Consider the following 26,422-nt stretch of genomic DNA (forward strand, 5'->3'; position numbering starts at 1 on the left):
AAAAAATAAGATATTCGCCTAAACTAAACCTTTTAACCATTTGTAATGATAAAAAAAATACTCTTAGCCTCTTTATTTTTAAGCAGTTTAATAGCTTTTTCTCAAGAAATAGTTAGTTCTACACCTCTCGAATTAAAAAAAAACAGAGGTGTTTTCCAAACCATAAACAACGAAAAAAAAGAAGTCACATTATTTGTTAGTGACAAGATAAAAGTAAATGCTATTCATCTTAACGAAAAAATGCAAATTGTAGATAGTATTTCGACAGAAAGACCCAATCCCAAAGTGTATAAAAACATGATTGGTTACAATGTCAACAATGACAACACAAGACTTTTTTGGTCTTCAGATGATTACGAAGACATTTTTACTCAACTTTATGATTTCAATAGCCAAAAAGTCGTTACTCAGCAATATACGCTGGTATTAAAAGAAGAGAAATTTTTACAGAAATTCAGTGAAAATGAAAATTTTTACATTCTAACTGTAGTCAAAAAGAGTAATAATTTAAAACTGCACATTTTTGACAAAGAAGGTGTTTATAAAGAAAAAACATTCAACTTAGACAACTTTCACTTTTTTAAGCAAAAGTTTGTCAAAACAAATCTGTATGGTATTTTAGAAGAGAGTTTTCTTCCTAACGAATGGCCGTTTTCGATGCATAATATGAATGTCGAAAATCCTACTTCGTTGAACGAGGCTACAAAAAAGAGAAAATGTTACTTTAACAAAAAGCAACTTGTACTTACAATTGATACTAATCCAAAATACACACAAGCCATTGTACTCGATTTAGAAAATTTTACCGCTACAGAAAAAATAGTCACATCGCCTTCAATAGTTGATGTCACTGAATCAGGGTATCCTATCAGAGTAAATGCAAATTCATTTTTTATAGACAATAAATTATATCAAATAAAATCATCAAAAGAGATATTTTACTTTACGATAAAAGATTTAGATGGTAATTTGATAAAAGAATATTCTGCTACTCCCGATGCACCAATTGAATTTAAAAACACAGAAATCACACAAAAAGGAAATGATTTTATCGGAGGAGGTGAAAAGGTATTGGAGAACTCTTCGCAATTTATTCGCAAGATTACTAATTTACATGCCGGTGTTGCCTGTTATCGTGTTGGAGAAAATATCCGAATTACTTTCGGAGGCATTTCTGACACCTCTCAGCAACCAACAGGTCAAGTGGTAATGAATCAATTTGGACTTATTGGGGCATTATTGGGCGCCGTAATTTTTAATCCGACGATGGATAGTTTTAACTCTTATAACATTAGAAAGGTAGTCAAAGTAGATGGTTTATTTGACAAAGAAGGCAATCACGTAAAAGGCGAATTACAACCCTTAGCCTTCGATAAAATTCGTGAATTTCTGGATAAAAATGAGAATACCTCTTCGCAAATCATATTCAAAATAGATTCTTATTATTTAGGATATTATGATGCAAAGGCAAAAAATTATATTATTACAAAATTTAATGATTGATATTATTGCCTCTAAAAGGTTCATTTAAATAACAGAAAAAGTAACAAACCAGAATTAATTCAATAGGATATTCTGGTTTTTTCTATTCCAGAAGTGCCTCCAACACTTCAATTAGCAGAAAAATTAGAATAATAATCATCACTCTGTTTATATTATATAAATTGCGTGGATTCTTGATTGACGCAATTTTGTTTTTTAAAAGGCGTTTAAGAGAATCTTATAACGAATAATAATGAAACTCACAAAACCAAGATTAGCTCTAATCTGCGGTATACTCTGCATATCGATTTTTCCAATATTGGTTAAGCTTAAACTAGCGCCAGGATTAATTTCGGCTTTTTATCGAATGTTCTTTGCGGTGATTTTACTTTTGCCGTATGTTTTATTAAGCAAAAATTTTAAAATTCCAACACTAAAATTTATTCTTTTGGCAGCGCTTTGTGGCATATTATTCGCCTCAGATGTTGCGGTCTGGAATATCGCTATTCAGGATTCAAGCGCGACGCAGGCTTCGTTGCTTACAAATTTATCTCCGCTTTGGGTTGGGATTGGTTCTTTCTTGTTTTTAAAATCAAAACCGGCAACTAATTTCTGGATCGGAACGATTGTTTCTTTATTCGGAATGGTGACTTTAGTTGGTTTTAGCTTTTTTATGGAATTGAATTTCAATCAGGCTTTTTTGTTTGCAGTTTTATCCGGAATTCTGTACTCGATCTATCTTTTGGTCAGCAAAAATGTACTTTCAAAGGTGGATGTTTTGTCTTTTATGACTATTAGTTTATTAGCTTCAAGTATTTATTTAGGAATTCTTTGTTATACTTTAAACCAACCTTTTACCGGATTTTCAAATACGGGCTGGTTTGTACTTTTGCTTCAAGCGGTAATTTGTCAATTATGCGCTTGGCTTTCTATTAGTTATGCGACACAACATATGCGCGCAACCCGCGTTTCATTAAGTTTATTGAGCCAGGCTGTAATTACATCTATTTTAGCTTGGTTGTTTTTAGAAGAACAAATAACTTTACAAATGGTTTTCGGCGGAATCGTTTTACTTTTCGGAATCCGAATTACTTTTTACGATAAAACTATTTCTTTAAAAAAGCTTTTTTCTAAGAAATTGATTTAAAATGGTTTCATGCAGATTTGAAAATCATTTTAATTTCAATAATCTGTGTCAAAAAAAACTGAAACAAACAAAAACTTGAAACAAAAAACATATGTTACATAAAAGCAAAATACCAAATTTAAAAGTAATCGCATTTGACGCTGATGACACTTTGTTTGTAAACGAACCATATTTTCAAGAAACCGAACATAAATTTTGTGCCTTGATGGAAGATTATCTTTCGCATCAGGGAATTTCGCAGGAGTTATTTAAGATCGAAATTGCCAACTTGCCATTATACGGCTACGGAATTAAAGGTTATATTCTTTCGATGATTGAAGCGGCGATGAACATTTCAGAAAATACAATTCCGATTGAAGTTATTCAAAAAATTATTCAATACGGAAAAGAACTTCTTGAAAAACCAATCGAATTGCTGGATGGAATCGAAGAAACTTTACAGTCACTGCACGGAAAATACAAATTAGTCGTTGCTACAAAAGGTGATTTGAAAGATCAGCACAGCAAATTACATCGTTCTGGATTGGGGCATTATTTTCATCATATTGAAGTAATGTCAGACAAACAAGAAGTCGATTATGAGAAATTACTAGGACGTCTAGATATTCAAGCTTCTGAATTTTTGATGATCGGAAATTCTTTAAAATCAGATGTTCTTCCAGTTTTGGGAATTGGCGGTTATGCCGTTCACATTCCGTTTCATACCACTTGGGAGCACGAAAAAATTAATCACAAAGTCGAACATGAACATTTTAGTTCCTTCGAAAAAATTACCGAAGTCGTTCACAATTTATTATAATGAAAACACTTTTAGACTTAGAAAACTGGAATAGAAAAGAACACTTTCAGCATTTCAGACAGATGGAAGAACCATTTTTTGGTGCAACTGTCGAAATTGATTGTACCCAAGCTTATCAAACGGCTAAAAATTTGAAAGCTTCCTTCTTTATCTATTATCTTCATAAAACATTAGTCGCGGTAAATTCAGTTGAGAATTTTAAATATAGAATTTCAGAAGACCAAATTTACATTAACGAACGCGTCGATGCTTCTGCAACAATAGGCCGTGAAGACGGCACTTTTGGATTTTCTTTAATTGAATACAATCCCGATTTTAAAATCTTTGAGAAAACAGCTTTAGCAGAAATTGAGCGTATTCAAAACACAAGCGGACTTTTTACAAGATCTTTTGATAACGATAACCTGATTCATTTTTCGGCAATTCCGTGGCTGAATTTTACTTCACTTTCTCACGCAAGAAGTTATACTTTTCCAGATAGCTGTCCTAAAATCTCTTTCGGAAAAATGATCACTTCAGAAACCGGAAAAAGAACTATTGCGATGTCTGTTCATGTTCATCATGGTTTGATGGACGGCTTACACGTTGGCCAGTTTGTAGATATTTTTCAAAATTTAATGAATAGCTGATTTTTTTAAGTTTTACAATTAACCTTATTTTGCTACGTTTTTGGCTTTTATTGGATAATAATTCTTACAAATAATTGTTGGTTTGGGAAAAATTTAAAATCTCAAATTACAATGAAAAAAATTGCATTTATTCTTGCGGTTTCACTAGGTTTAACAAACCTTCATGCACAAACAGAAAAAGAAAAAAACACGGGGAATGACTATAACAAATGGTCTATAGAATTAGATGGAGGGGTAAACAAACCTCAACGCCCTTTCAGTTCTAACTATTTTACTTCGACGCCAAGTCCGTTTGTTGGTGATTTTGGAGTACGTTATATGTTAAACAACAAATTTGGTTTAAAAGCTGATTTTGGATATAACAGCTTTACAGGAAAAAACAATTCTCAAGATTTCGACACTAAGTACTACAGAGTAGATTTACAAGGTGTAGCAAACTTAGGGAGAATCATGAATTTTGAAACTTGGACTAATACATTTGGTTTATTAGGACATGCTGGTTTTGGAGTTGGCCAAATCGAAAATAAAGATTTACATGTAAAAGACAGAGTTGGTAATTTTATTGCTGGTATTACAGGTCAAATCAGATTATCAAACAGAATTGCTTTAACAGGTGATTTTTCTACGATTATGAATGCTTCACAAGATGCAACTTTTGACGGTGTAATTGTTCCAGAAAACAGAGGGTTTTCAGGCTTAGTTTTTAACGGAACAGTTGGACTAAATGTTTACTTAGGAAAAAACACAAAACATGCTGACTGGACTGTAGTTTCTCAAGATACTGATGTTTCTGGACTAGAAAACAAAATTGCTGATTTGGAAGCAATGGTTAAAAATATGCCAGAAAAACAAGTAATCGTAGAAAAACCAGTTAACAATACGGTAGTAAATGACAAAGATCTTATCAAAGAAATGATCAACGAACAATACTACAGTGTTTATTTTGACTTTAACAAAGCAACTCCAATCGAAAATTCTACAGCTGCAATTGATGTAGTTTTAAGTTATTTAAGAAAACATCCATCAGCTTCTTTAGATATTATTGGTTACGCTGATCAAGTTGGAAGTTCTGAGTACAATGAAAAATTATCAACTGCGAGAGCAAATAACGTAAAAACTATTTTCGAAAAAGCGGGTATTTCATCTTCAAGATTAAATGTAGCAGCAAAAGGTGCTGATACATCTATCCAAAAAGATTCAGAAGAAGCTAGAAGATTAGCTAGAAGAGTTACTTTCAGAGTAAAATAATTCTGAACTAAACAAAAAAAAGCCCTAAAGGAAATTCCTTTAGGGCTTTTTTTATATATGTTTTTATATTATCATTAAAACTTATCTTTTTAATATTTAAAAAACAATGTTTAATCTGGATAATTCATAATTTACTAAATCATTAACTATCATAATTTTGGAATGATTTTTGTCCATAAAAACGTATGAAAAAAATATTACTCTGCCTTCTTCTATTCTATAAATCTATATTGTTTAGTCAAACGATATTGAACTCTTATCCATTAGATCTAAAAATATCAGGGATTAATAACGAACTTCTAAATGTAGAGAATGTCAAAACCCATGAGGTTTTTGTATTTGCTTCTGATAATGAAAACATTTCGATTTTAAAATACAATGCTTCTTTATTTCTAACAGATCAATACAAGGCTCCGATAAAAAATCTAGATGATAAGCATTTAATTGGATATAGTTTTAGCGAAGACGGAAACCCAACACTTTATTGGTCCAGACTTGATTTCAGCTACATTTTTGCTATTAAATATTATTTGGAAAGCAAAACCTTTAAGGTCTTGAATTTCAGTTTTCCATCTGCAGATCAATACGTTGTAGATATATTTCAAAAAAACAATTCATTTTACATTCTTTCAAAAGATGTCTCTAAGCCAACATTAAATGTTTACGCTTTTAAAAACGGGACAGTTGAAGAAAAAATATTTGATTTCTCACCCTTTACTTTTCAAGATAAAAGCACACATTTATTAACTTTCACACAGCTTATCAAAGAAAATCCAATTGAAAAAATTGAAGCTGGTGATTACAATTCTTTGTACAAAAGCGCGAAAAAGAGTAAATTTTATGTTCTGGATGACAAATTTATTTTGACCTTAGATTATAATCCTAAAAAAACTCAGGTATTTGAAATTAGTATGGAAAGTGAAGAAATAAAAGAAAAAAACTTTACACAATCAATTATCCAAAACCCCAAAATAGTAAGTAATTCTTTTTATCACCAAAATAAACTCTATCAGATAACTGCTGATAAATCACAAATGTTTCTTGATATAAAAGATTTTAATTCAAATCAGACTATAAAGAGTTTTAAAGTCTCTAAAGATGAAAACATCAATTTTAAAATCTCATCTTTTTTTCTAGAACGAGATGGTGCAAAGCCAAAAGAATTTGAGAAAACCAATGTGTTTCTACAGCATTTATCTAAATTAGATATTGGTTTATCTGTTTTCAAAAATGATCAAAATACTTTTATTATGTTGGGAGGAGCTTCAGAAATAGAAAAACCCTCTTCGATGTTTAATAATTTTTATGATCCTTTCACGCAAGATTTTCCAGAAGCCAATTTTTACCAAGGCGGTTATCCAGCTGAGATACATTCAAAAAGTGTTTATTTTGAAACTGAACTGAATGATAATCATGAATTTGTAAACCCCGAACCACAACCGCTTGCCATTGATAATATTTCCTATTTTTTAGATATAAACAAAAAAGTAACCTTACAAAGCATAATGAAATTTAAAGATTACTACATTTTAGGTTATTATGACAAAGGCACAAAACAATATATAATGCGAAAATTTCAGGATGGATTTGAAACTGACGATGCCATTGACCCGCTCGATACGCCGTCTAGTTTTTCGAAGTCATTCTCAAAAAATAGGCGTTGACTTTACTCGGATTAACTTCAATTCATCAGCACCAATGTATCAATCCAAAACGAGTACTAAAAATTAAAAGCTTAACAAGAAGAGTTTTTTTTTAAAACAAATTAAACTGTTTTTATGATTCCCCAAATAGAAAATTGTTTTTGTGTATTCTTATTTTCCTTTTCAAAAACTCATTTATTTCATTAATTTTGAAAATATATCTGAGCAAATCCTAATGAAAAAACTACTGCTTTTCTTCCTTCTATTCTCGCAATCAATATTGATAAGCCAGACCATATTAAATTCTTCTGTTTTAAATTTGAGCAAGCCAGCAGAAAGTGGCCAGCTTATTAATGCTGAAAACACAAAAACTCATGAAGTTTATGTTTTTGCTTCTGATAATAAAGCCATCAATATTTTAAAGTTTAATAAATCTCTGTTTCTTGCGAACCAATTCAAAGACACGCTCCGAGCTGAAAAAAAGAGGGTTTTGATGGGTTATAGTTTTGGTGAAGATGAAAACCCAACACTTTATTGGGATTCTGAAAACCACAAAAGTATCCGTATAATAAAATATAATCTGGAAACTAAAAAATCAACCTCCTTGAATTTTGATTTTCCGGCAAATACAGGAAACATTATAACATCTTTTCAAAAAAATAATGCCTTTTATGTGCTGTCAAAAGAAAAAGATCAGGAGCATTTGCTATTATTTGAATTCCGAAACGATAAATGTGAAATAAAAATGTTCGATTTCACCTCGTTTTCTTTTAAAAATGAAAAAGCTCAAAATCTTTCGTTTAGCGCACTTGTTCAATATCATTACCCAATCGAAAAAATTGAAACTGACGATTTTTCTACTTTAGATAAAACCGAAAAGAAAAGCAAGATGTATGTGTTCGATGACCGTATTATTCTAACATTTGATTATAACATAAATCATACACAAGTTTTTAATCTAAATCTGCAGACTAGTGAAGTTACGGAGAAAATTTTTGATACCCCTGTTACTCAAACAGCATCAAAAAGTACAAACTCTTTTTATCTAGAAAACAAACTTTATCAACTTAGTGCAAACAGCGAGCAATTTTTGTTCAGCATAAAAGATTTTTATTCCGGTAAAGACATAAAAACCATTTCTGTTACAAAAAATGATACCATCAGTTTTAAAAATTCACCTATGTTTTTACAGATAAACGAAGAAAAACCTCAGAAGTTAAAAACTACCAGTAAGTTTTTGAAACAATTATCGACTGTTAATGCAACTCTCTCGGCTTTTAAAAACAAGCAAATTACGTTTATTACTTTCGGTGGATTTGCTTCTTATCAATCATTTGGCATAAGTTACAATTACGGGCAAAATAATATTCAGGATTCAAGCAAAATGGTGTTTTTTGACGCTGCATTAAACTCCGATTTTGAATTTATAAATAATAGCCAGGCTGAACCGCTGGCAATTGATAATCTTAACTATTTTATGAGCAATAGTAAGAATATTTTAATGGTGAGTATTATTAAATTGACCGATTTTTATATTTTAGGATATTACGACGTAGATACAAAAAGCTATACTATGCGCAAATTTACAGATGGTTTTATGGATCAAGGTTTTGGAAATCCAATTATGAATAAAGCGATATTTTCTAAATCTATTCCGTTAAACAGAAATTAATCTTTATTGAGAATTAATACAAATGTGGCTTGTTTCTAGGTTAAAAAAAATGGTTTGAATTATTTTTTTTAACTTTACAAAAAAGACATCATTATGCTATCAAAAAATATTGAAACAGCTTTAAACAAGCAAATTCGCATAGAAGCAGAATCTTCGCAAACTTATCTTTCTATGGCTTGCTGGGCTGAAGTACACGGATTAGAGGGAATCGCTCAATTTATGTACACACAGTCAGATGAAGAGCGTGCACATATGCTCAAACTAGTAAAATATGTGAACGAACGTGGAGGTCATGCTCAAGTTACAGATCTTAAAGCACCTAAAACTTCTTATTCTACATTTAAAGAAATGTTTGAAGCACTGTACAGTCATGAAATTTTTGTTTCAGAATCTATCAACGAATTGGTACACATTACTTTTGAAGAAAAAGATTATGCAACTCATAATTTCTTGCAATGGTATGTATCTGAACAAATCGAGGAAGAAGCTACAGCTAAATCTATCTTAGATAAAATCAACTTAATTGGCGATGACAAAGGCGGACTTTATTTGTTTGATCGTGATATTCAGCAATTAACAGTTACAAGTTCAATTGCAATTAATCCAAAATAAAAAAGTTAAAGTTTATTTAGAATACTTAAAAATAACTTTTATTCTTTTATATTTGCCTCTGTTTTAATACTGAGGAAAATTGAGCAAGAAAGAAAAAGACAAGGACAAGAAAAAGGATAAAAAGAAAAAGAAAAACAAAGATATCCTTGATAAAATTAAGAAGATTGAAAACTGTAAGTCTTCGTGCTGTGAGAAATATAAAAAAAGCGAAAAAAAACGTTGCTCGCGTTGTCCTATGTTTGACTTATTCAAAAAAACGGCTTAACAAAATATATACAAACCCACCAAGATATTTGGTGGGTTTTTAGTTTCTTCTGATATTTAAAGAATCAATTTTCAATTATGAACAACCCAATTACTATACCTAAATCAAGCCTTGATTTTTTGGTTCTACTTAAAGAAAACAATAACAAACCTTGGTTTGAAGCTAATAAGCCAGAATACTTAAAAGAATTAAATCATATTGAAACTTTTGCTGGTGCGCTGCTTCAAGAACTTTCTAAAACCGATGTTTTAGAAACACCCTCTGGAAAAAAAAGTGTGTACCGAATATATCGTGATATTCGTTTTGCAAAAGACAAAACTCCTTTTAAAACTTTTTGGGGAGGCAGTTTTACACGAGCAACAAGCGCAAGACGCGGCGGCTATTATTTTCATCTCGAAAAAGGAAACAGTTTTTTTGCCGGCGGTTTTTGGGGACCAAATGCTGGAGATTTAAAACGTATTAGAAACGAATTTGCCCAAGATCCTGAATTATTTAGAAAAATATTGCAGTCAAAATCTTTTGTAAACACTTTTGGAACTTTGCAGGGCGAACAGCTTAAAACCACACCAAAGGGTTTTGATGTAAATCATGAAGCTATCGATCTGCTTCGTTACAAACAGTTTTTGATTATTAAGCGTTTTACAGATGAAGAAGTTTTAAGTCCGATTTTTTTAAAACAAGCTTTGGAAACATGTAAAAATATGAGGCCTTTTTTTGATTATATGAGCGAAGTACTTTCAACCGATGTTAATGGCGCTTCGGTTTTATAATTACAACTGATTCAAACAAAAAGCCCGATAACTTCTCAAGTTATCGGGCTTTAATTTTCTGATTATTTACTCAAAAGCAAAATCTCATTGACTACAACTTCTGTAATAAATCTTTTTTCCCCGTTTTTGTCGTCGTAGCTTCTGTGGGTTAATTTTCCATCGATCGCAACATCTTTGCCTTTTACCACATATTTTTCAATAATTTCAACCACTTTTCCCCAAGCAGTAATACGATGCCATTCGGTTTGCTCTATTTTCTCCCCCTTGTCGTTTTTGTAATAATCGTGTGTTGCAATAGTTAATTGTGCTAATTTTTTTCCGTTTTCTAATGTTTTGATTTCTGGATCATTCCCTACTTTTCCAATTAATTGTACTCTGTTTTTCATTGCATTCATGGCGTATATTTTTTAGATGTGCTTATAATTTGAATTCGTTTATCAAATTCAACGGTGCAAAGATGTGAAGGAAGGCAGAAAATATTCGGTTAACATCTATTTACTTTCGGTTGTAACTATTTGTAAACGTTTGTAAATGGAAAAATTTTTCGTATATTTAACACAAATCTTACTACATGCAGACAAAAATTAATAAAGTTGAACTACGAAATCTAGAGTTCGACGATTATCAGCAATTAAAAAATTCAATGGTCGAATCGTATCCAGAAATGGCGAATTCATACTGGAGACCTAACGATATCAAAAAATTACTTTCTATATTTCCTGAAGGCCAACTTGTAATATTGGTCGACGGCATTGTTGTAGGCTCTGCCCTATCCTTAATAGTAGACGAAAAATTAGTAGACAAAAGGCATAATTACAGACAAATTATAGGCGACTATACTTTTTCAACCCATAATCCAAATGGGGAAATTTTGTACGGTATCGATGTTTTTATACATCCAAATTATAGAGGTTTGCGTTTAGGCCGCCGTTTATATGATACGCGTAAAGAACTTTGCGAACAATTAAACCTTAAAGCGATTGTTTTTGCAGGAAGAATTCCAAATTATTCTCAACATGCAAAAAAAATGACTCCAAAAGTTTACATTGATAAAGTAAAACATAAAGAATTGCATGATCCTGTACTTTCTTTTCAGTTGAGCAATGATTTTCACGTTTTAAGAATTATCAAAAATTACCTCGAAGGCGACGAAGAATCAAAAGAATTTGCCGTTTTGCTAGAATGGAACAATGTTTATTATGATGAAAGTCCAAAACTGATTAATCTTGAAAAAAGCGTAATACGCCTAGGCTTAGTGCAGTGGCAAATGCGTCAATTAAACAATTTAGAAGAATTTTTTGAGCAATCTGAATTTTTTATTGATGTTGTTTCTGGTTATGGAGCTGACTTTGCTTTGTTTCCAGAACTTTTCATTGCACCTTTAATGGCCGATTACAATCATTTATCTGAAGCTGAGGCGATTCGTGAATTAGCCCGTTATTCTGACCCGATTAGAAAGCGTTTTCAGGAATTTGCCATTTCATACAACATCAATATTATCACCGGAAGCATGCCTCATTTAGAAAACGGTAATCTTTTCAACGTTGGGTTTTTATGCAAAAGAGACGGGACTTCTGAAATGTATACCAAAATTCACATCACGCCAAACGAAGTTCAACATTGGGGAATGAAAGGCGGATCACAATTTAAGACCTTTGATACTGACTGCGGTAAAATTGGAATCTTAATTTGTTATGATGTCGAGTTTCCAGAACTCTCTCGAATATTGGCCAACGAAGGAATGAATATTTTGTTTGTGCCTTTTTTAACGGATACTCAAAATGCTTATACACGCGTAAAACACTGCTCGCAGGCACGCGCAATCGAAAATGAATGTTATGTAGCAATTGCAGGCTGTGTTGGTAACTTACCAAAAGTAAATAACATGGACATTCAGTATGCACAGGCTTCTGTGTTTACGCCTTCTGATTTTGCTTTTCCAAGTAATGGAATTAAGGCCGAAGCTACTCCAAATACTGAAATGACATTAATTGTAGATGTCGATTTGAATTTATTAAAACAGCTTCACGAACATGGAAGTGTGCGAATATTAAAAGACAGAAGAACTGATTTATATGAAATAAAAAAAATTGAGCAATGAAAACATGCCTGGAATGCTCCGAAAAACTTGTAGGCCGCGAAGACAAGAAATTTTGTTCAGACAGCTGCCGAAATGCCTACAATAATAAAATAAACAAAGACAGCACTAATTTTATGCGCAATGTAAACAATAAATTACGCAAAAATTACCGTATTTTGGCTGAATTAAATACAGAAGGAAAATCGAAAGCAACGAGGGATAAAATGATTAATAAAGGTTTTGATTTTGATTTCTTTACCAATATCTTGCAAACGAAAACAGGAAATACCTACTATTTCCTGTATGACCAAGGATACCGTTCTCTAGACAACGATTATTTTATGCTTGTTAAAAAAGAAATATAGACCATTCATCATGAAAAAAAACCCCACCTCAATTCTTGCTTTCATTTGTGTCTTAGCAATACTCGGCATTATTTATGCCACTATGATGCCTCAATATATTTCTAAAGAAGAAGAAGCACTCGCTGAATTCTCTACAGAAAGGGCATTAAATCAAGTAGAAATTATTGCCCAAAAGCCACATTATGTGGGATCTACCAATCATGAATTAGTTGCAAATTACTTAAAACTTGAGCTAAACCGAATTGGTTTAGAAACCTCAACTCAAGAAGGATTTACTTTAAACGATAAAGGACTTTTAGTAAAATCAAAAAATATTCTGGCCAGAATAAAAGGAACCAATAACTCAAAAGCACTTTTACTGCTTTCTCATTATGACAGTGCTCCGCATTCTTTTTCTAAAGGTGCAAGTGATGATGCTTCTGGAGTTGCTACTATACTCGAAGGTATCCGTGCATTTTTATACGCGAAACAACCTCATAAAAATGACATTATTATTTTGTTTTCTGATGCTGAAGAGTTAGGCTTAAACGGTGCTGCACTTTTCGTAAATAAACATCCTTGGGCAAAAGACGTTGGTTTGGTTATCAATTTTGAAGCAAGAGGTTCTTCTGGGCCAAGCTACATGCTGATGGAAACCAACAAAGGAAATAAAGAGCTCGTTAAAGAATTCAGTAAAGCAAAAGCAGCTTATCCTGTTTCAAATTCGTTGATGTACAGTATTTACAAAATGCTTCCAAACGATACTGATTTGACCGTTTTTAGAAAACAAGGAAACATTCAGGGATTCAATTTTGCCTTTATAGACGGACATTACAATTACCACACACAGCAAGACGACGTACAGCATTTAAACAAAATGACTCTTGCACATCAGGGGACGTATTTAATGCCTTTATTAAAATATTTTTCGAATATCGATTTAAACGCAACAGATTCTACACAAGACGATGTTTATTTTAGTGTTCCGTTTTCTTTTATAAGTTATCCCTTTACATGGGTTATGCCAATGACAATTATTGCGTTAGGATTATTGATTCTTTTCATTTTTATTGGAAAAGCAAAACACATGATCACTTTCAGAGAAATTTTCAGAGGTTTTGTGCCACTTTTAGGTTCTTTGATAATTGCCGGATTGGTTACTTTTTTAGGATGGAAAATAGTTTTAGAAGCTTATCCTCAATATTCTGATTTACTAAACGGATTTACTTATAACGGCCATGCTTATATTGGAGCGTTTGTAACGTTAAGCATTGCTATTTGTTTTGCGTTTTATCATCATTTCTCTGAAACAAGAGCGACAATGAATCATTTTGTATCGCCATTATTGCTTTGGATTGTCATTAATGCTTTTTTAGCGAATAATTTAACAGGAGCTGGTTTCTTAATTATACCTGTTTATTTCGGAGTTATTTTATTCGGAATTTATGTTTTGACTTCACATTACAGTCTTGGCTTAAACTTAATATTAAGTATTCCGGCTTTGGCTATTATAGCGCCATTTATTGTAATGTTCCCTATTGGGTTAGGATTAAAAATACTTTTTGGAAGTGCAATTTTGACGGTTTTGCTCTTCGGATTATTACTTCCAATATTTGGAGCTTTTATTAAAAAGGGAAGTTGGACTATGCTGTTTTTTGCATTTTCCCTAGCCTTTTTCATCTATGCCGGTTACAATTCTGGCTACGAACCTGGCAAAGCAAAATCAAATAGTTTGTTATACGTTTACAATGCAAACACAAACTCTGCAGTTTGGACTACTTATGATGTTAATTTAGACGAATGGACTAGAACTTATTTAGGTGACAAAAATCAAAAAGCAGTTGGTTTAAATAGTCTGCCAATAGCGAGCAAATACAATTCAAGTTTTACGTACAGTGCGATCGCGCCAGTTGTAGATGTTCCTAAGCCGACAATTGCTTTCTTAAAAGACAGCGTAATAGGAAATAATAGATATCTAAAAATAAAAATTACGCCAAATCGAAAAGTTAATCGTTACGACATTTTTGCCAATCCTAAAATGACGTTTTTCAACTTTAAGGCAAACGGCGTTTCAACTTCAGGCGAAAAAGGAAATCGCCTGGAACGAGAAGGAATGAAAATTCTATGCTATTATGTAGTTGGAAATGAGCCTTTGGTCCTAGATTTCTACATCAACAAATCATCTGTTTTTGATATGGATTTAATCGAAAGTTCTTTCGATTTGATGACTAATCCATTGTTTCAAATCAAACCAAGAAGCGACTGGATGATGCCAACGCCATTTGTTTTGAATGATGCTGTTTTAATTCATCAAAAAATAAAAAAATATACAGCGCCAGTAACGCCGCTTGCACCAGCAGCAGTGGCAAAAGACAGTGCTATTATTGCAAAAGACAGCTTGATATCACCTGTTAAGCCTCAATAAATTTAATTTCATTGAATAATAAACGTTTATAATTTTAATATGAAGAATAAATTCCTGCTTTTTATAGCAATTGCAAGCTTTCCAACCTTATATGCGCAAGCTGTCGAAGAGAAAATAGCAACTAAATCGTGCGATTGCTTAAGTAAAAGTTCAGGAATAATTACCGAAAATGCTTTTAGAGATTGTCTAACCGCTTCAATGTCGGAAATCATATTGAATGACAAAGATCCAAAAGTGAGAGAATCGCTTAATACAGTTGAGGGAATTCAGGGCATGATTCAAAAAGTACAAGATTTAGTAATTAAAAACTGTCCGAAATTTGTACCTGAAGCACCAAAAGACAAAAGCGCCGCTTTTTATGTGAATTCTAAAAATAAAAATGCACAGAATTCGTATACAATTGCCAAAGATTTAATGCGCAACAAGAATTACAAAATGGCGATTGAAAGTTTACAGCTTTCCTTAAAAGAAGATCCAAATTTTGTTTTGGCGCTTGATGATATCGCGGTTTGCTATAGACAATTAGATGATTTTGATAATGCCATAAAATATTATAAAAAATCGCTGGAAATTTTTCCAGAAGGTGATATGGCCTTAATGAATATTGGAACAGCGTATAGCTTAAAATCAGATTTTAAAACTGCTGTTGGTTATTACGAAAAACTAATTCAATATCAGCCAAATAATGCTGAGGGTTACTTTGGTGCCGGAAAAAATTATTTTCTTCTAAATGATGACGAAAAGGCGCTTGACAATATTTTTATTGCTCACATTATCTATACAAGTGAAAAATCAGAATATGTAAAAGATTCTGAACAGCTTTTGGGAGCCATTTATCAAAAAATGAAATCTGAAAATAAAGAAGAGCTGTTCAAAAAAATAGCAGAAAAGAACAACATTAAACTAGAATGATATGGCAACTAATATTTCTACAATCGTCCTGAATGCATCCAGTGAAAAAGTTTGGAAAACTTTGACACAGCCAGATCTGGTTAAACAATGGCAATATGGAAGTGATTTGATTACTGATTGGAAAGTTGGCAATGAAATCAGGTTTAGAAATGAATGGGAAGGTCAGGTTTTCGAACAATGGGGAACCGTTTTAGAAGTTGTTCCGAATCAGAAAATCAAATATTCTTTGTTTTTTCCGAGACCGGAATTAGAAGACAAACCAGAAAATTATTTTATTATGAGCTATGTTTTATCTGAAGAAAATCAGAAAACCAAGCTCGAAATAATTCAGGAAGACAATCGTCCGGGCGCAGTTCAAGAAGAACCGCAAGGCGAAGAAAACCCGATTCTTCAAAGTTTAAAAGCTTTAATAGAATCTTAAATTTAGGTACAGAGGTTCAAAGGTACAAAGGGACAGAGGTTGAGGTACAAAGGTTCAAAGTTGCAAAGGTTTTTCGGCTTGTCTTAAAAAATTAAAAGCACTATGAATAATGCTTTTTTAATCTTTGTAACTCTGAACCTCTGTACCTTTGCAACTTTGCAACTTTGAACCTTTATTAACAAGCACATTCTATTTTTAAACCAGATTTAACCCCTTTTGTTCCTTCGGTTGCATAACCATCAAACTTCCACCACTCTATTCCGCCAATTAATTCTTTGACTTTAAAACCTAATTTTGTCATGTTCAACGCCGCTTTTGTTGAAGCGTTACAGCCAATTCCGTCGCAATAGGTTACATACAAAACTTCTTTATCAAGGTGTTGTGTACTTTCAGCCGTCATTTCGCGATGCGGCATATTAATCGCTGTTGGAATATGCTCAGCTTCAAATCCAAATACTTTTCTTGCATCTAAAGCAATTACTTTTTCTCCGTTATTCAAGGCATCAAACAAATCTGACGGATCCATTTCAAATGCCAATTTGTTTTCATAATGTTTAATTTGTGCTTCCATGTTTTTAGTTTTTATGATTTTGTTTTTTCAAAAGTAATGCAGCCATAACTCCCATAAAAACGAAAAGAATTCATCAACTTGATTACTTTTTTTCATAGAAAAGCCATTCTAAAATTTTGTTCCTTTGTATACTAATTCTCAAAAAATGGAAATACGTCATTTACGATTAATAAAAGCAATTGTTGAAGAAGGTAGCATTACCAAAGCGATTGACAAATTGCATTTGACGCAATCGGCTTTGAGTCATCAGCTTAAAGAAGCTGAATATCAATTGGGAACTGCTGTTTTTTTGAGAACCAATAAAAAGCTGGTTTTGACAAAAGCTGGCGAAAAAATCTATGAATTGGCTAATGAAATTCTAGACAAACTTTCGCAAACTGAAACTCAGATTAAACAAATGGTTTTTGGAGAACATGGCGAAATCAGAATTAGTACCGAATGTTTTTCAAGTTATCATTGGCTTCCTTCGGTTATGAAGCAGTTTCATTTGCTGTATCCGAATGTTGATTTAAAAATTGTGACCGAAGCCACTCATATGCCGCTGCAAAAATTACTTGAAAACACAATTGATATTGCGATTATCAGCGATCAGATTAATGATAATAACATCAAATATTTAGAACTTTTTCAGGACGAAGTTGTTATGGTCGTTTCTGAAAATCATGCTTGGACGAACAAAAAGTATGTCGTTGCTGAAGATTTTATAAACGAACATTTGCTAATTCACTCACTTCCGATGGAAACCGTAACAATTCATCAGTTTGTTTTGGCTCCAGCCAAAGTAACTCCCAAAAAAATAACGGCATTACCGCTGACCGAAGCTTCACTAGAAATGGTTAAGGCTGATATGGGGGTAATGTCGATGGCCAAATGGGCATTGTTGCCACATTTAAAAAACAATCCCATAAAAGCGATTAAAATTGGCAAAAACGGTTTAAAAAGAAAGCATTTTATTGCAGTTAGAGACAATCAGGAATATCCGGCTTATTTTCATCATTTTATAACTTTTTTACAAACCGAAATCAACTTGCAATGGAATATTCAATAAGAAACTGCGAAGTGGCTGATTTGCCTAAGCTCGTTGTTTTATGCCAAAAACATGCTGCATACGAAAAAGCTTCTTTTTCTCCAGAAGGAAAACAAGAACTTTTAGAAAAAGCATTATTTGATGAACATCCGAAATTATATTGCTTGGTTGTTGCCAAAGGTAAAGAGATTGTAGGCTACGTTTCATATACTTTTGACTTTTCAACGTGGGACGCTGTAACTTTTATTTACATGGATTGTCTGTTTTTGGAAGAAAGTGCCAGAAGTTTTGGAATTGGGGAAGTTTTAATTGAAAAACTAAAACAAATTGGCATTGCCAAAAATTGTATCAACATACAATGGCAAACGCCTGAATTTAACGAAAGAGCCATTAAATTTTATAATAGAATTGGTGCAAAAGGAAAAGACAAAGTTCGGTTTACTTTGAATTTGTGATATAACTAAAACAAGAGTTATTTAATCTCGCAAAGTAGCAGAGTTTTTTGTCATCCTGAGGAACGAAGGATCGCACTTGAAACTCGACAACGATTGGCGATTTAGTATGCGGAGCTACTTGTGTGATCCTTCGTTCCTCAGGATGACAAGTTTGTGTACATAATCTTAACTTTGCTCCTTCACCTTTGTACCTTTGTACCTTTGTATGTTTTGTATCTTTTGTATCTTTTCACCTAAAAAACAAAAAATGAGCAAAATAAGCATATTAGGATGTGGTTGGCTAGGTTTGCCTTTAGCAAAAAAATTAATTGAAAATGGACATTCGGTAAACGGATCAACTACTTCGGAAAATAAACTTTCTGTTTTAAAAGACGCTGGAATAAATCCATTTTTGGTTGTGCTTGAAAGTGAATCTGTTTCAGAAAACATAAATGATTTTTTAGGTGAAAACGAAATTTTAATCATTGATATTCCACCGAAATTGCGCGGAAATAATGCCGATTCTTCAAGTTCATTACAAAAAATCTTTGTAGAAAAAATTCAAACCTTGATTCCATTTATTGAGCAATCAAGTATAAAAAAAGTGCTTTTTGTTAGTTCGACTTCTGTTTATGGAGATGACAACGAATGGGTTACAGAAAAAACGATTCCGAATCCAGAAACTGAAAGTGGCAAGCAATTGCTTTTGGCAGAAGCTATTCTTCAAAAAAATAAAAATTTTGAAACTACAATTCTTCGTTTTGGCGGATTGATTGGTGAAGACCGTCATCCTGTAAAGTTCTTAGCCGGCAAAGAAAATCTTGAAAATCCAGATGCGCCTGTCAACTTAATTCATCAAAATGATTGTGTCAGAATCATTGAAGAAATCATCAACCAAGCAAAGTGGAATGAAGTTTTTAATGCTGTTGCGCCTTTTCATCCCACAAGAGAGGACTATTATACGCAAAAAGCGAAATTGCAAAATCTTGATTTACCGAGATTCAACTCTGAAAAATCGAATGTCAAAAAAACCATTTCAAGCGAAAAGTTAGAATCTGATTTAAATTTTCAATTTACGTTAGATAAGTATTAAACCATATAATTGATATAAGTTCATTTAAATCTAACATTGCGGGATTAACAGTAAATTCCGAAACCTTAAATTTACATACACGACTTTTATGGTTTAAAACAAAAACTTTGCGAACTTTGCGATAAACCTTAGTGCCTTTGCGGTTAAAAAATGGAAACAGTTTACATCAATTCACCTTTAGGAATCACCAAAATCATTGGAGACGAAAACGGTATTGCTGTTATTTCTGTTTCAGATGTTGGTTTAAACGAAGTTTCTAAAGAAATTCCAGAAGTTTTAAAAGAAGCTGTTTCCCAGTTAAATGAATATTTCGAAGGCAAAAGAACCGATTTCGATTTAAGGCTAAATCCAAAAGGCACAGAATTCCAGCAGAAAGTATGGAAATCTTTATTGGAGATTCCGTACGGGAAAACGGTAAGTTATATGGACCAAACCAAAAAACTGGGCGATATAAAAGCAATTCGCGCGGTTGCTTCCGCAAATGGAAAAAATCCGCTTTGGATTGTAGTTCCGTGTCATCGTGTTATTGGTACAAACGGATCCTTAACAGGTTACGCCGGTGGCTTGTTCCGCAAAAAATGGCTGCTCGAGCATGAAAATCCAAGTACACAACAGAGTTTGTTTTAAAACACAAATTTCACAGATTTGCACGAATTAAAATTATAGCTTTATATTTACAAAATAGAAGATTCTATATAATTGTTTTACTCAAAACAGCTGTGCTAATTAGTGTAATCTGTGTTTAAATTAAAAATATGATTGAAAAAATAAATCTTAATAATATCCTGTTCTTAGATATTGAAACCGTTCCCGAAGAAGAAAATTTCAATTTGCTTGACGCGGAAATGCAATCGCTTTGGGATCATAAAACACAATATCAGCGAAAAGACGATTTTACGCCAGAAGAATTCTATGACCGCGCCGGAATTTGGGCAGAGTTCGGAAAAATTATTTGTATTTCTGTTGGGTATTTCACCATCAAAGGTGATATTCGAAATTTTAGAGTTACTTCCTTTTTTGGAGAAGAAAAAAAGATTTTAAAAGACTTTAATAATCTGCTGAATAATCATTTTAATCAACCTCAACATTTGTTGTGCGGGCATAATGCGAAAGAATTTGATATTCCGTTTATTGCACGCCGTATGATTATCAACCAAATTGCCATTCCAGACAAACTGAATTTATTCGGCAAAAAACCTTGGGAAATTCCGCATTTGGATACTTTAGAGTTATGGAAGTTTGGCGATTACAAACATTTTACTTCTTTAAAACTCCTGACTAAGATTCTCGGCATCCCATCGCCAAAAGGCGATATTGACGGAAGTCAGGTTGCACATGTTTTTTACGTCGAAAAAGATATTGACCGAATTGTAACCTATTGTGAAAAAGATACAATTGCTGTGGCACAGATTTTTCTTCGCTTGCGCAGAGAAGATTTACTGATTGATGAGGAGATTATTCATGTATGAGTTTTTTTAAGTTACAAAGCGAAAAGATGCAGAGGTACAAAGGTTAGCTCCTTATAAATTCCAGAATTTAAATTGTTTAGAAAATGACGCATCAGGAAATTTCATATTATCGACTTGCAGCACAAAAACTTCTTGAAAAGAATCACAATTCTCCACAACAAATCGTACATCATTTAGGTGCCATGCAGGCTCAGGATTATGCGATGGCAAAATGGGCAATTGGTTCCCGTTGTAACGCTACTGAAAAAGAGATTGAAGAAGCTGTAAATTCCGCAAAGATAATCCGAACTCATATTCTGCGTCCAACTTGGCATTTTGTTTCTGCTGAGGATATTTACTGGATGCTGGATATTTCTGCTCCGCAAGTGAAAAAATTCACGGCTGCTGCGGGCAAAAAATACGGTTATGATGCCAAAAAACTCGATCAGGCAAATTCTAAAATTGCAAAGCTTTTAGCCCGAAACAATCATTTGACACGAGACGAGATTATGCAGGAACTCGATATTAAAAAAACGTCCTCTGCAGATTTTTTAAGTGCTGCAATTATGATGAATGCAGAACTTGACGGTTTGGTTTGTAATGGAAGAATGAAAGGCAAACAAATTACATATGCTTTACTCGAAGAGCGAGTTTTAAAACCAAAATCTAAATTAACTAAAGAAGAAGGTCTTGCAAAATTAGCTCTCAAATATTTCGAAAGTCACGGCCCTGCTACACTTCTTGACTTTTCGTGGTGGTCCGGATTTCCGCCTACAACCTGCAAAAATGCAGTTAATGCAATTGAGTTGCAATTGAATTCTGTTGCAATTGAAAATCAAACTTATTACTTTGGAAATCAACTTTCTGATGAAGACAACTTCCGCGAAAGCGTACACTTTCTACCCGCATTTGATGAGATTTTAATTTCTTATAAAACTCGTGAAGCTTCAATTTTAGTTGAGTATCAAGCTAAAGCTTTTACTAATAACGGCATTTTCAAACCCATTATTCTTGAAAATGGAAAAGTTATTGGAACTTGGAAAAGAACCATCAAAAAAGAGTACGCAAAAATAGAAACCGATTTTTTTAACGAAACCCAAAAACATAAAAAAGAAGTTTTGTTTAAAGGAATCAAAGCTTTTGAAAATTATCTGGAAACCAAAATCATTATTGAATAAATCGGTTTTTCATTAAAATGTTGTGTTTTCTAATAGATACTTCTAGTTTGATCAATAAAATCTTTGCGCATACTATCGCTAAATAATTATATTTACAAAAAATATTAGCATTATGGTATTAAGCAGATTTTGGTTAGTGATTTTTATATCTTCAATTTTCTTTATTGCTGTCAGTTTATTTACTGCCAACACTTATACTATTGATTCTGTACTAAATGGCAAGAAAGATGATCCTGTTTTAGTCTCAGAAAAATACATTGATCAGCTTCCTGCTTTTATTAAAGACAGTATTAAAAAAGCACCAGATCAGAGCATGACTATCAATCGTGATACTCTTAATGCTGACACAACTTATGTTTTTAAAAACAAAACCGTAAAAGTTTACAGCGGGCTTCAAAAATCTGACGGCTTATTGCCTACCTGCAAAACTACTTTACTCGATTTAATTTTACCGCTTATTGCGTATTTGGCTTTTTTCTGCGGTTTAATGGAACTTTTAATTATCTCTGGAGCATCTGGAAAATTAGCTAAAGCTTTGAGTCCGGTATTTGTAAAAGTTTTTCCAACTATTCCAGAAAATCATCCTTCGATATCGTACATGACTTTAAACTTTGCTGCCAATTTCTTGGGATTGGATTCGGCTGCAACGCCATTTGGACTAAAAGCTATGGAAAGTTTGCAGGAAATAAATCCAGACAAAGACAGGGCAAGTGATGCGCAAATTATGTTTATGTGTCTTCATGCCTCTGGTTTAACCCTAATCGCAACTTCAATTATTGGATATCGCGCGGCTGCAAACGCAAGTAATCCTGCTGATGTTATGCTTCCATGTATCATTACTTCTTTTATTGGTACTATTGCTGCGTTTTTAATTGTGGGAATTAAACAAAAAATCAACTTCAAAAGTGCTTCTCTTCTTATCGTTTTAATGGGATTAATAGCTGCAATTGTTGGGCTTTTGATGTATGTAAATCATTTGGATTTAATTGGAAAAAATTACTTTACCTCTAATCTTTCTGGACTAATATTAATTGGAATTATTGCCTTCACCTTGATTTTTTCATTCATAAACGAAAAGAAATTTACTGAGGCAAATACGACAGTTTTTGAAACATTTGTGGTAGGCGCTAATAACGGAGTAAAAACCGGAGTTACTATTTTTCCTTATGTATTGGGAATGTTAGTTGCTATTTCGCTCTTCAGAAACAGCGGTTTATTCGAAATTATCAGCGATGGAATTGCTTTCGTTTTTTCGAATTTGGGAGTAAATAAAGAAATTACAAATGCGTTGCCGGTTGCTATGCTTCGTCCTTTTAGTTCTGCCGGATCCCGCGGATTTTTAATCGATTCGATGAATACGTTTGGAGCAGATTCTTTAACGGCAAGATTAAGCAGTATTTTTCAATGCAGCGCCGAAAGTACTTTTTATGTAATTGCGGTTTATTTTGGTTCGATTAATATCAAAAATACGCGTTATGCACTGGGAACAATGCTTTTGGTAGATCTTATTTGTGTGATAACGGCAATTTTTGTGGCGACTTGGTTTTTTTAAATTATGTGGCACGTATCAAAATTAATTTGTCTTTTATTGGGAATATCGCTAAATGGATCTATTATGGAGGAAAAAAACCGATGGATGATGTATTAAAAGAAGACAATGAAATAATTGGCTTTGTAATTCTAGCCTTAATTTTTTTCTTTTTATATTCATTTAACAGATCAGCAGCGTAATTGATTATTTAGATGAGTTTTGATGACTTTTACAAACAAAATTAAACCCTTTTAATAGCCCTTATTCAAATTCTTTCTTAGGTAAATAATTTTTAACTTTGCCAAAAACAAAGAAATGATTGATTTTATATACCAAGACCCTTATCCTATTCTAAAGGATGATACGCAGTACCGCAAAATCACCTCTGATTTTGTAAAAGTGGAGCAATTTGGAGAACGTGAAGTTTTAACCGTTGATCCTAAAGGTTTAGAATTATTAGCTGAAGAAGCTTTAACAGATGTTTCGTTTATGCTAAGAACATCACATTTGCAAAAACTACGAAAGATTCTTGACGATCCAGAAGCAACAGACAACGATCGTTTTGTGGCTTACAATTTACTTCAAAATGCTTCGGTCGCAGCCGAAGGACAATTACCAAGCTGTCAGGATACCGGAACAGCGATTGTAATGGCAAAAAAAGGCGAAAGTATATTTACAGGTGTTGATGATGCAGAATGGCTTAGCAGAGGAATTTTTAATACCTATCAAAAACGTAATTTAAGATATTCGCAAATTGTTCCGATTTCGATGTTTGAAGAAAAAAATTCAGGTTCGAATCTTCCGGCTCAAATTGATATTTATGCTAAAAAAGGAAGTTCGTACGAGTTCTTATTTATGGCAAAAGGCGGTGGATCTGCAAACAAAACCTATTTATACCAGCAGACAAAATCGTTGCTGAATGAAAAATCTATGGATGCTTTCGTTCGTGCAAAAATCAAAGATTTAGGCACTTCGGCTTGTCCTCCTTATCATTTGGCTTTAGTAATTGGCGGAACTTCTGCGGAAGCGAACTTAAGCGCCGTTAAAAAAGCGTCTGCCGGATATTACGATCATTTGCCAACTACTGGAAATATGTCTGGTCAGGCTTTCCGTGATATCGAATGGGAACAGCGCGTACAGCAAATTTGCCAGGAAAGTGCTATTGGAGCTCAGTTTGGCGGAAAATATTTCACGCATGATGTTCGTGTAATTCGTTTGCCACGCCATGCAGCTTCTTGCCCGGTTGGACTGGGAGTTTCTTGTTCTGCAGACAGAAATATTAAAGGAAAAATTACGAAAGATGGAATTTTCGTTGAGCAGTTAGAAGTAAATCCAAAACAATTTTTACCAGAAACCGCACCGCATTTAGAAGCGCCAGTTGAAATTGATTTGAACATGCCAATGGCTGATATTTTAGCTAAATTAACGCAATATCCTATTAAAACACGTTTAAAATTGAACGGAACTGTGATTGTTGCCCGCGATATTGCGCATGCAAAAATCATGGAATTATTAGAAGCAGGCAAACCAATGCCGGAATACTTTAAAAATCACCCTGTTTATTACGCAGGTCCAGCAAAAACGCCAGAGGGAATGGCTTCAGGAAGTTTTGGACCAACAACTGCTGGACGTATGGATGTTTATGTAGATGAATTTCAAAAACATGGCGGCAGTATGATTATGCTTGCCAAAGGAAACCGTACCAAACAAGTTACCGATGCCTGCAACAAATATGGCGGATTTTATTTAGGTTCTATTGGTGGTCCTGCAGCAATTTTAGCCCAAGACAACATCCTGAAAGTTGAAGTTGTAGATTTTGAAGAATTAGGAATGGAAGCTGTGCGCAAAATCACGGTTAAAGATTTCCCTGCGTTTATTATTACAGACGATAAAGGAAATGACTTTTTCGAAAATTTATAATTTGAGTTTCTAGTTTCTAAGTTTCTAAGTTTCTAAGTTTCTAAGTTTCTAAGTTTCTAAGTTTCTAAGTTTCTAAGTTTCTAAGTTTCTAAGTTTCTAAGTTTCTAAGTTTCTAAGTTTTATATACAAAAAACCGCCCAAAAGGGCGGTTTTTTGTATATAAAACTTGTTTACTGCCGCCGTTAATTAAGCGCTTAGGGCATTTTGCTCAAAAGCTATAAAATGCGACACTTCTCCTTTTAAATTATAAATAGGAAAACCATTGATTTTACAACTGTACGGTTTGCCATTTTTTTTATAATTTTCGATTATTTTTTCAAACGGAACTTGGCTTTTTATTGCTTCTCTTATCTCTTTTAAAACAGTCTGACATGTTGTGGGTCCTTGAAATATTCTTGGGGTTTTCCCTAATATTTCAGCTTCTGTATAACCTGTCATGCTTTTAATTCGGTTAGAGGCAAAAACGATTTTGAGATTCAAATCTGTAACTACAACAACCTCGGCTTTAATTCTTTCCTCAATTTTCAAATCTTCTTCATCCCAGGAAAACTGGCTTGAAATTTTATTTACTTTTTTCAAATCAGCAAAAACAGCTTTCAATTCATTTACATATTCATAATGAAAATCCCAGGCCATAATTGGTACTGAATTACGAAACAAAGCTTCTTCAGAGTTAGTATTTTTCATTTTGAAAGAGTTTAAAAGACTGCAGTTATCTCAAAGATAGCGAGAAAATTGCAAACTTAATTACGTAAACCCTCATTTAACGTA

General features: G+C 33.1%; 27 protein-coding genes. 24 read left to right on the forward strand and 3 right to left on the reverse strand.

Features of this window, described 5'->3' with window-relative positions:
- The first annotated feature begins 45 nt into the window (after window positions 1-45).
- From IRZ83_RS05690 to IRZ83_RS05735, 10 genes are all read left to right on the forward strand, one after another.
- Window positions 46-1,503 (forward strand): hypothetical protein, encoded by a 1,458-nt coding sequence (locus IRZ83_RS05690; RefSeq protein WP_194567431.1) that lies wholly within the window; start codon window positions 46-48, stop codon window positions 1,501-1,503.
- A gap of 232 nt (window positions 1,504-1,735) precedes the next feature.
- On the forward strand, window positions 1,736-2,629 hold the full coding sequence (locus tag IRZ83_RS05695; RefSeq protein ID WP_194567433.1) for a DMT family transporter: 894 nt from the start codon (window positions 1,736-1,738) through the stop codon (window positions 2,627-2,629).
- 91 nt (window positions 2,630-2,720) lie between these two features.
- Complete coding sequence (locus IRZ83_RS05700; RefSeq protein ID WP_194567435.1) at window positions 2,721-3,428, forward strand: HAD family hydrolase; 708 nt, start codon at window positions 2,721-2,723, stop codon at window positions 3,426-3,428.
- The gene (locus tag IRZ83_RS05705) at window positions 3,428-4,057 is read left to right on the forward strand and encodes a chloramphenicol acetyltransferase (protein ID WP_194567437.1); all 630 of its coding nucleotides are present in this window, start codon (window positions 3,428-3,430) and stop codon (window positions 4,055-4,057) included. Before IRZ83_RS05700 ends, IRZ83_RS05705 begins: the two co-directional genes overlap by 1 nt.
- 111 nt (window positions 4,058-4,168) lie before the next feature.
- The gene (locus tag IRZ83_RS05710) at window positions 4,169-5,305 is read left to right on the forward strand and encodes an OmpA family protein (protein WP_194567439.1); all 1,137 of its coding nucleotides are present in this window, start codon (window positions 4,169-4,171) and stop codon (window positions 5,303-5,305) included.
- A 185-nt stretch (window positions 5,306-5,490) separates the two neighbouring features.
- The gene (locus IRZ83_RS05715) at window positions 5,491-6,969 is read left to right on the forward strand and encodes a hypothetical protein (protein WP_194567441.1); all 1,479 of its coding nucleotides are present in this window, start codon (window positions 5,491-5,493) and stop codon (window positions 6,967-6,969) included.
- A gap of 214 nt (window positions 6,970-7,183) precedes the next feature.
- Window positions 7,184-8,620, forward strand: coding sequence for a hypothetical protein (locus tag IRZ83_RS05720; protein WP_194567443.1), 1,437 nt, complete (start codon window positions 7,184-7,186; stop codon window positions 8,618-8,620).
- 93 nt (window positions 8,621-8,713) lie between these two features.
- A complete protein-coding gene (locus IRZ83_RS05725; protein WP_029271149.1) occupies window positions 8,714-9,232 on the forward strand; it encodes a ferritin in 519 nt (172 codons plus the stop codon).
- A gap of 79 nt (window positions 9,233-9,311) precedes the next feature.
- A complete protein-coding gene (locus tag IRZ83_RS05730; protein WP_029271150.1) occupies window positions 9,312-9,497 on the forward strand; it encodes a hypothetical protein in 186 nt (61 codons plus the stop codon).
- A 77-nt stretch (window positions 9,498-9,574) separates the two neighbouring features.
- Window positions 9,575-10,267 (forward strand): DUF2461 domain-containing protein, encoded by a 693-nt coding sequence (locus tag IRZ83_RS05735; RefSeq protein WP_194567445.1) that lies wholly within the window; start codon window positions 9,575-9,577, stop codon window positions 10,265-10,267.
- A 62-nt stretch (window positions 10,268-10,329) separates the two neighbouring features.
- On the opposite strand, the gene IRZ83_RS05740 is transcribed toward IRZ83_RS05735, so the two are convergent.
- A complete protein-coding gene (locus tag IRZ83_RS05740; protein WP_194567447.1) occupies window positions 10,330-10,662 on the reverse strand; it encodes a single-stranded DNA-binding protein in 333 nt (110 codons plus the stop codon).
- A 176-nt stretch (window positions 10,663-10,838) separates the two neighbouring features.
- Here IRZ83_RS05740 and IRZ83_RS05745 point away from each other — a divergent pair, with 176 nt between their 5' ends.
- From IRZ83_RS05745 to IRZ83_RS05765, 5 genes are read left to right on the forward strand one after another with little or no spacing between them, the layout of a single operon-like run.
- On the forward strand, window positions 10,839-12,368 hold the full coding sequence (locus tag IRZ83_RS05745; protein WP_194567449.1) for a bifunctional GNAT family N-acetyltransferase/carbon-nitrogen hydrolase family protein: 1,530 nt from the start codon (window positions 10,839-10,841) through the stop codon (window positions 12,366-12,368).
- On the forward strand, window positions 12,365-12,712 hold the full coding sequence (locus tag IRZ83_RS05750; protein WP_029271158.1) for a hypothetical protein: 348 nt from the start codon (window positions 12,365-12,367) through the stop codon (window positions 12,710-12,712). The genes IRZ83_RS05745 and IRZ83_RS05750 overlap by 4 nt, the downstream gene beginning before the upstream one ends.
- A 10-nt stretch (window positions 12,713-12,722) precedes the next feature.
- On the forward strand, window positions 12,723-15,116 hold the full coding sequence (locus tag IRZ83_RS05755; RefSeq protein WP_194567451.1) for a M28 family peptidase: 2,394 nt from the start codon (window positions 12,723-12,725) through the stop codon (window positions 15,114-15,116).
- Between the two features lie 39 nt (window positions 15,117-15,155).
- On the forward strand, window positions 15,156-16,028 hold the full coding sequence (locus IRZ83_RS05760) for a tetratricopeptide repeat protein (RefSeq protein WP_029271162.1): 873 nt from the start codon (window positions 15,156-15,158) through the stop codon (window positions 16,026-16,028).
- 1 nt (window position 16,029) lies between these two features.
- Complete coding sequence (locus IRZ83_RS05765) at window positions 16,030-16,449, forward strand: SRPBCC family protein (RefSeq protein WP_029271164.1); 420 nt, start codon at window positions 16,030-16,032, stop codon at window positions 16,447-16,449.
- A gap of 175 nt (window positions 16,450-16,624) precedes the next feature.
- On the opposite strand, the gene IRZ83_RS05770 is transcribed toward IRZ83_RS05765, so the two are convergent.
- Window positions 16,625-17,020: a rhodanese-like domain-containing protein gene (locus IRZ83_RS05770; protein ID WP_194567453.1), complete on the reverse strand. Its 396-nt coding sequence runs from the start codon at window positions 17,018-17,020 to the stop codon at window positions 16,625-16,627.
- Window positions 17,021-17,165: 145 nt separating this feature from the next.
- Between IRZ83_RS05770 and IRZ83_RS05775 the strand changes: the two genes are divergently transcribed.
- The 9 genes from IRZ83_RS05775 (at window position 17,166) to IRZ83_RS05815 (ending at window position 25,651) form a co-directional block, all read left to right on the forward strand.
- Window positions 17,166-18,068, forward strand: coding sequence for a LysR family transcriptional regulator (locus IRZ83_RS05775; RefSeq protein ID WP_194567455.1), 903 nt, complete (start codon window positions 17,166-17,168; stop codon window positions 18,066-18,068).
- Entirely contained in the window at window positions 18,053-18,502 is a 450-nt protein-coding gene (locus IRZ83_RS05780; protein WP_194567457.1) for a GNAT family N-acetyltransferase, read from the forward strand. Before IRZ83_RS05775 ends, IRZ83_RS05780 begins: the two co-directional genes overlap by 16 nt.
- Before the next feature lie 247 nt (window positions 18,503-18,749).
- A complete protein-coding gene (locus IRZ83_RS05785; RefSeq protein ID WP_194567459.1) occupies window positions 18,750-19,574 on the forward strand; it encodes an SDR family oxidoreductase in 825 nt (274 codons plus the stop codon).
- Window positions 19,575-19,724: 150 nt separating this feature from the next.
- Window positions 19,725-20,201 carry a methylated-DNA--[protein]-cysteine S-methyltransferase gene (locus IRZ83_RS05790; RefSeq protein ID WP_194567461.1) on the forward strand — a complete coding sequence of 159 codons (477 nt, stop codon included), beginning with the start codon at window positions 19,725-19,727 and terminating at the stop codon, window positions 20,199-20,201.
- 128 nt (window positions 20,202-20,329) lie between these two features.
- Entirely contained in the window at window positions 20,330-21,043 is a 714-nt protein-coding gene (locus IRZ83_RS05795) for a 3'-5' exonuclease (RefSeq protein WP_194567463.1), read from the forward strand.
- A gap of 83 nt (window positions 21,044-21,126) precedes the next feature.
- Window positions 21,127-22,200, forward strand: coding sequence for a winged helix DNA-binding domain-containing protein (locus tag IRZ83_RS05800; RefSeq protein ID WP_194567465.1), 1,074 nt, complete (start codon window positions 21,127-21,129; stop codon window positions 22,198-22,200).
- 112 nt (window positions 22,201-22,312) lie between these two features.
- Window positions 22,313-23,752, forward strand: coding sequence for a nucleoside recognition domain-containing protein (locus IRZ83_RS05805; protein ID WP_029271179.1), 1,440 nt, complete (start codon window positions 22,313-22,315; stop codon window positions 23,750-23,752).
- Between the two features lie 5 nt (window positions 23,753-23,757).
- Window positions 23,758-23,931: a hypothetical protein gene (locus tag IRZ83_RS05810; RefSeq protein WP_194567467.1), complete on the forward strand. Its 174-nt coding sequence runs from the start codon at window positions 23,758-23,760 to the stop codon at window positions 23,929-23,931.
- Window positions 23,932-24,046: 115 nt separating this feature from the next.
- A complete protein-coding gene (locus tag IRZ83_RS05815; RefSeq protein WP_194567469.1) occupies window positions 24,047-25,651 on the forward strand; it encodes a fumarate hydratase in 1,605 nt (534 codons plus the stop codon).
- 186 nt (window positions 25,652-25,837) lie between these two features.
- Here the strand turns inward: IRZ83_RS05815 and IRZ83_RS05820 are convergent, their stop codons facing one another.
- Entirely contained in the window at window positions 25,838-26,338 is a 501-nt protein-coding gene (locus IRZ83_RS05820; RefSeq protein ID WP_029271183.1) for a PAS domain-containing protein, read from the reverse strand.
- Between the last annotated feature and the right edge of the window lie 84 nt (window positions 26,339-26,422).

The sequence above is a fragment of the Flavobacterium sp. JLP genome (assembly GCF_015350755.1).
GTDB lineage: Bacteria > Bacteroidota > Bacteroidia > Flavobacteriales > Flavobacteriaceae > Flavobacterium.

Excerpts from the sequence above, each read along its gene's own strand:
- IRZ83_RS05790 (WP_194567461.1), top strand. The coding sequence starts at position 19,725 with ATGGAAACAGTTTACATCAATTCACCTTTAGGAATCACCAAAATCATT.
- IRZ83_RS05695 (WP_194567433.1), top strand. The coding sequence starts at position 1,736 with ATGAAACTCACAAAACCAAGATTAGCTCTAATCTGCGGTATACTCTGC.
- IRZ83_RS05780 (WP_194567457.1), top strand. The coding sequence starts at position 18,053 with ATGGAATATTCAATAAGAAACTGCGAAGTGGCTGATTTGCCTAAGCTC.
- IRZ83_RS05715 (WP_194567441.1), top strand. The coding sequence starts at position 5,491 with ATGAAAAAAATATTACTCTGCCTTCTTCTATTCTATAAATCTATATTG.
- IRZ83_RS05800 (WP_194567465.1), top strand. The coding sequence starts at position 21,127 with ATGACGCATCAGGAAATTTCATATTATCGACTTGCAGCACAAAAACTT.
- IRZ83_RS05700 (WP_194567435.1), top strand. The coding sequence starts at position 2,721 with ATGTTACATAAAAGCAAAATACCAAATTTAAAAGTAATCGCATTTGAC.
- IRZ83_RS05760 (WP_029271162.1), top strand. The coding sequence starts at position 15,156 with ATGAAGAATAAATTCCTGCTTTTTATAGCAATTGCAAGCTTTCCAACC.
- IRZ83_RS05740 (WP_194567447.1), bottom strand. The coding sequence starts at position 10,662 with ATGAATGCAATGAAAAACAGAGTACAATTAATTGGAAAAGTAGGGAAT.
- IRZ83_RS05725 (WP_029271149.1), top strand. The coding sequence starts at position 8,714 with ATGCTATCAAAAAATATTGAAACAGCTTTAAACAAGCAAATTCGCATA.
- IRZ83_RS05705 (WP_194567437.1), top strand. The coding sequence starts at position 3,428 with ATGAAAACACTTTTAGACTTAGAAAACTGGAATAGAAAAGAACACTTT.
- IRZ83_RS05815 (WP_194567469.1), top strand. The coding sequence starts at position 24,047 with ATGATTGATTTTATATACCAAGACCCTTATCCTATTCTAAAGGATGAT.
- IRZ83_RS05720 (WP_194567443.1), top strand. The coding sequence starts at position 7,184 with ATGAAAAAACTACTGCTTTTCTTCCTTCTATTCTCGCAATCAATATTG.
- IRZ83_RS05795 (WP_194567463.1), top strand. The coding sequence starts at position 20,330 with ATGATTGAAAAAATAAATCTTAATAATATCCTGTTCTTAGATATTGAA.
- IRZ83_RS05770 (WP_194567453.1), bottom strand. The coding sequence starts at position 17,020 with ATGGAAGCACAAATTAAACATTATGAAAACAAATTGGCATTTGAAATG.
- IRZ83_RS05710 (WP_194567439.1), top strand. The coding sequence starts at position 4,169 with ATGAAAAAAATTGCATTTATTCTTGCGGTTTCACTAGGTTTAACAAAC.
- IRZ83_RS05690 (WP_194567431.1), top strand. The coding sequence starts at position 46 with ATGATAAAAAAAATACTCTTAGCCTCTTTATTTTTAAGCAGTTTAATA.
- IRZ83_RS05735 (WP_194567445.1), top strand. The coding sequence starts at position 9,575 with ATGAACAACCCAATTACTATACCTAAATCAAGCCTTGATTTTTTGGTT.
- IRZ83_RS05820 (WP_029271183.1), bottom strand. The coding sequence starts at position 26,338 with ATGAAAAATACTAACTCTGAAGAAGCTTTGTTTCGTAATTCAGTACCA.
- IRZ83_RS05755 (WP_194567451.1), top strand. The coding sequence starts at position 12,723 with ATGAAAAAAAACCCCACCTCAATTCTTGCTTTCATTTGTGTCTTAGCA.
- IRZ83_RS05765 (WP_029271164.1), top strand. The coding sequence starts at position 16,030 with ATGGCAACTAATATTTCTACAATCGTCCTGAATGCATCCAGTGAAAAA.
- IRZ83_RS05750 (WP_029271158.1), top strand. The coding sequence starts at position 12,365 with ATGAAAACATGCCTGGAATGCTCCGAAAAACTTGTAGGCCGCGAAGAC.
- IRZ83_RS05785 (WP_194567459.1), top strand. The coding sequence starts at position 18,750 with ATGAGCAAAATAAGCATATTAGGATGTGGTTGGCTAGGTTTGCCTTTA.
- IRZ83_RS05745 (WP_194567449.1), top strand. The coding sequence starts at position 10,839 with ATGCAGACAAAAATTAATAAAGTTGAACTACGAAATCTAGAGTTCGAC.
- IRZ83_RS05775 (WP_194567455.1), top strand. The coding sequence starts at position 17,166 with ATGGAAATACGTCATTTACGATTAATAAAAGCAATTGTTGAAGAAGGT.
- IRZ83_RS05805 (WP_029271179.1), top strand. The coding sequence starts at position 22,313 with ATGGTATTAAGCAGATTTTGGTTAGTGATTTTTATATCTTCAATTTTC.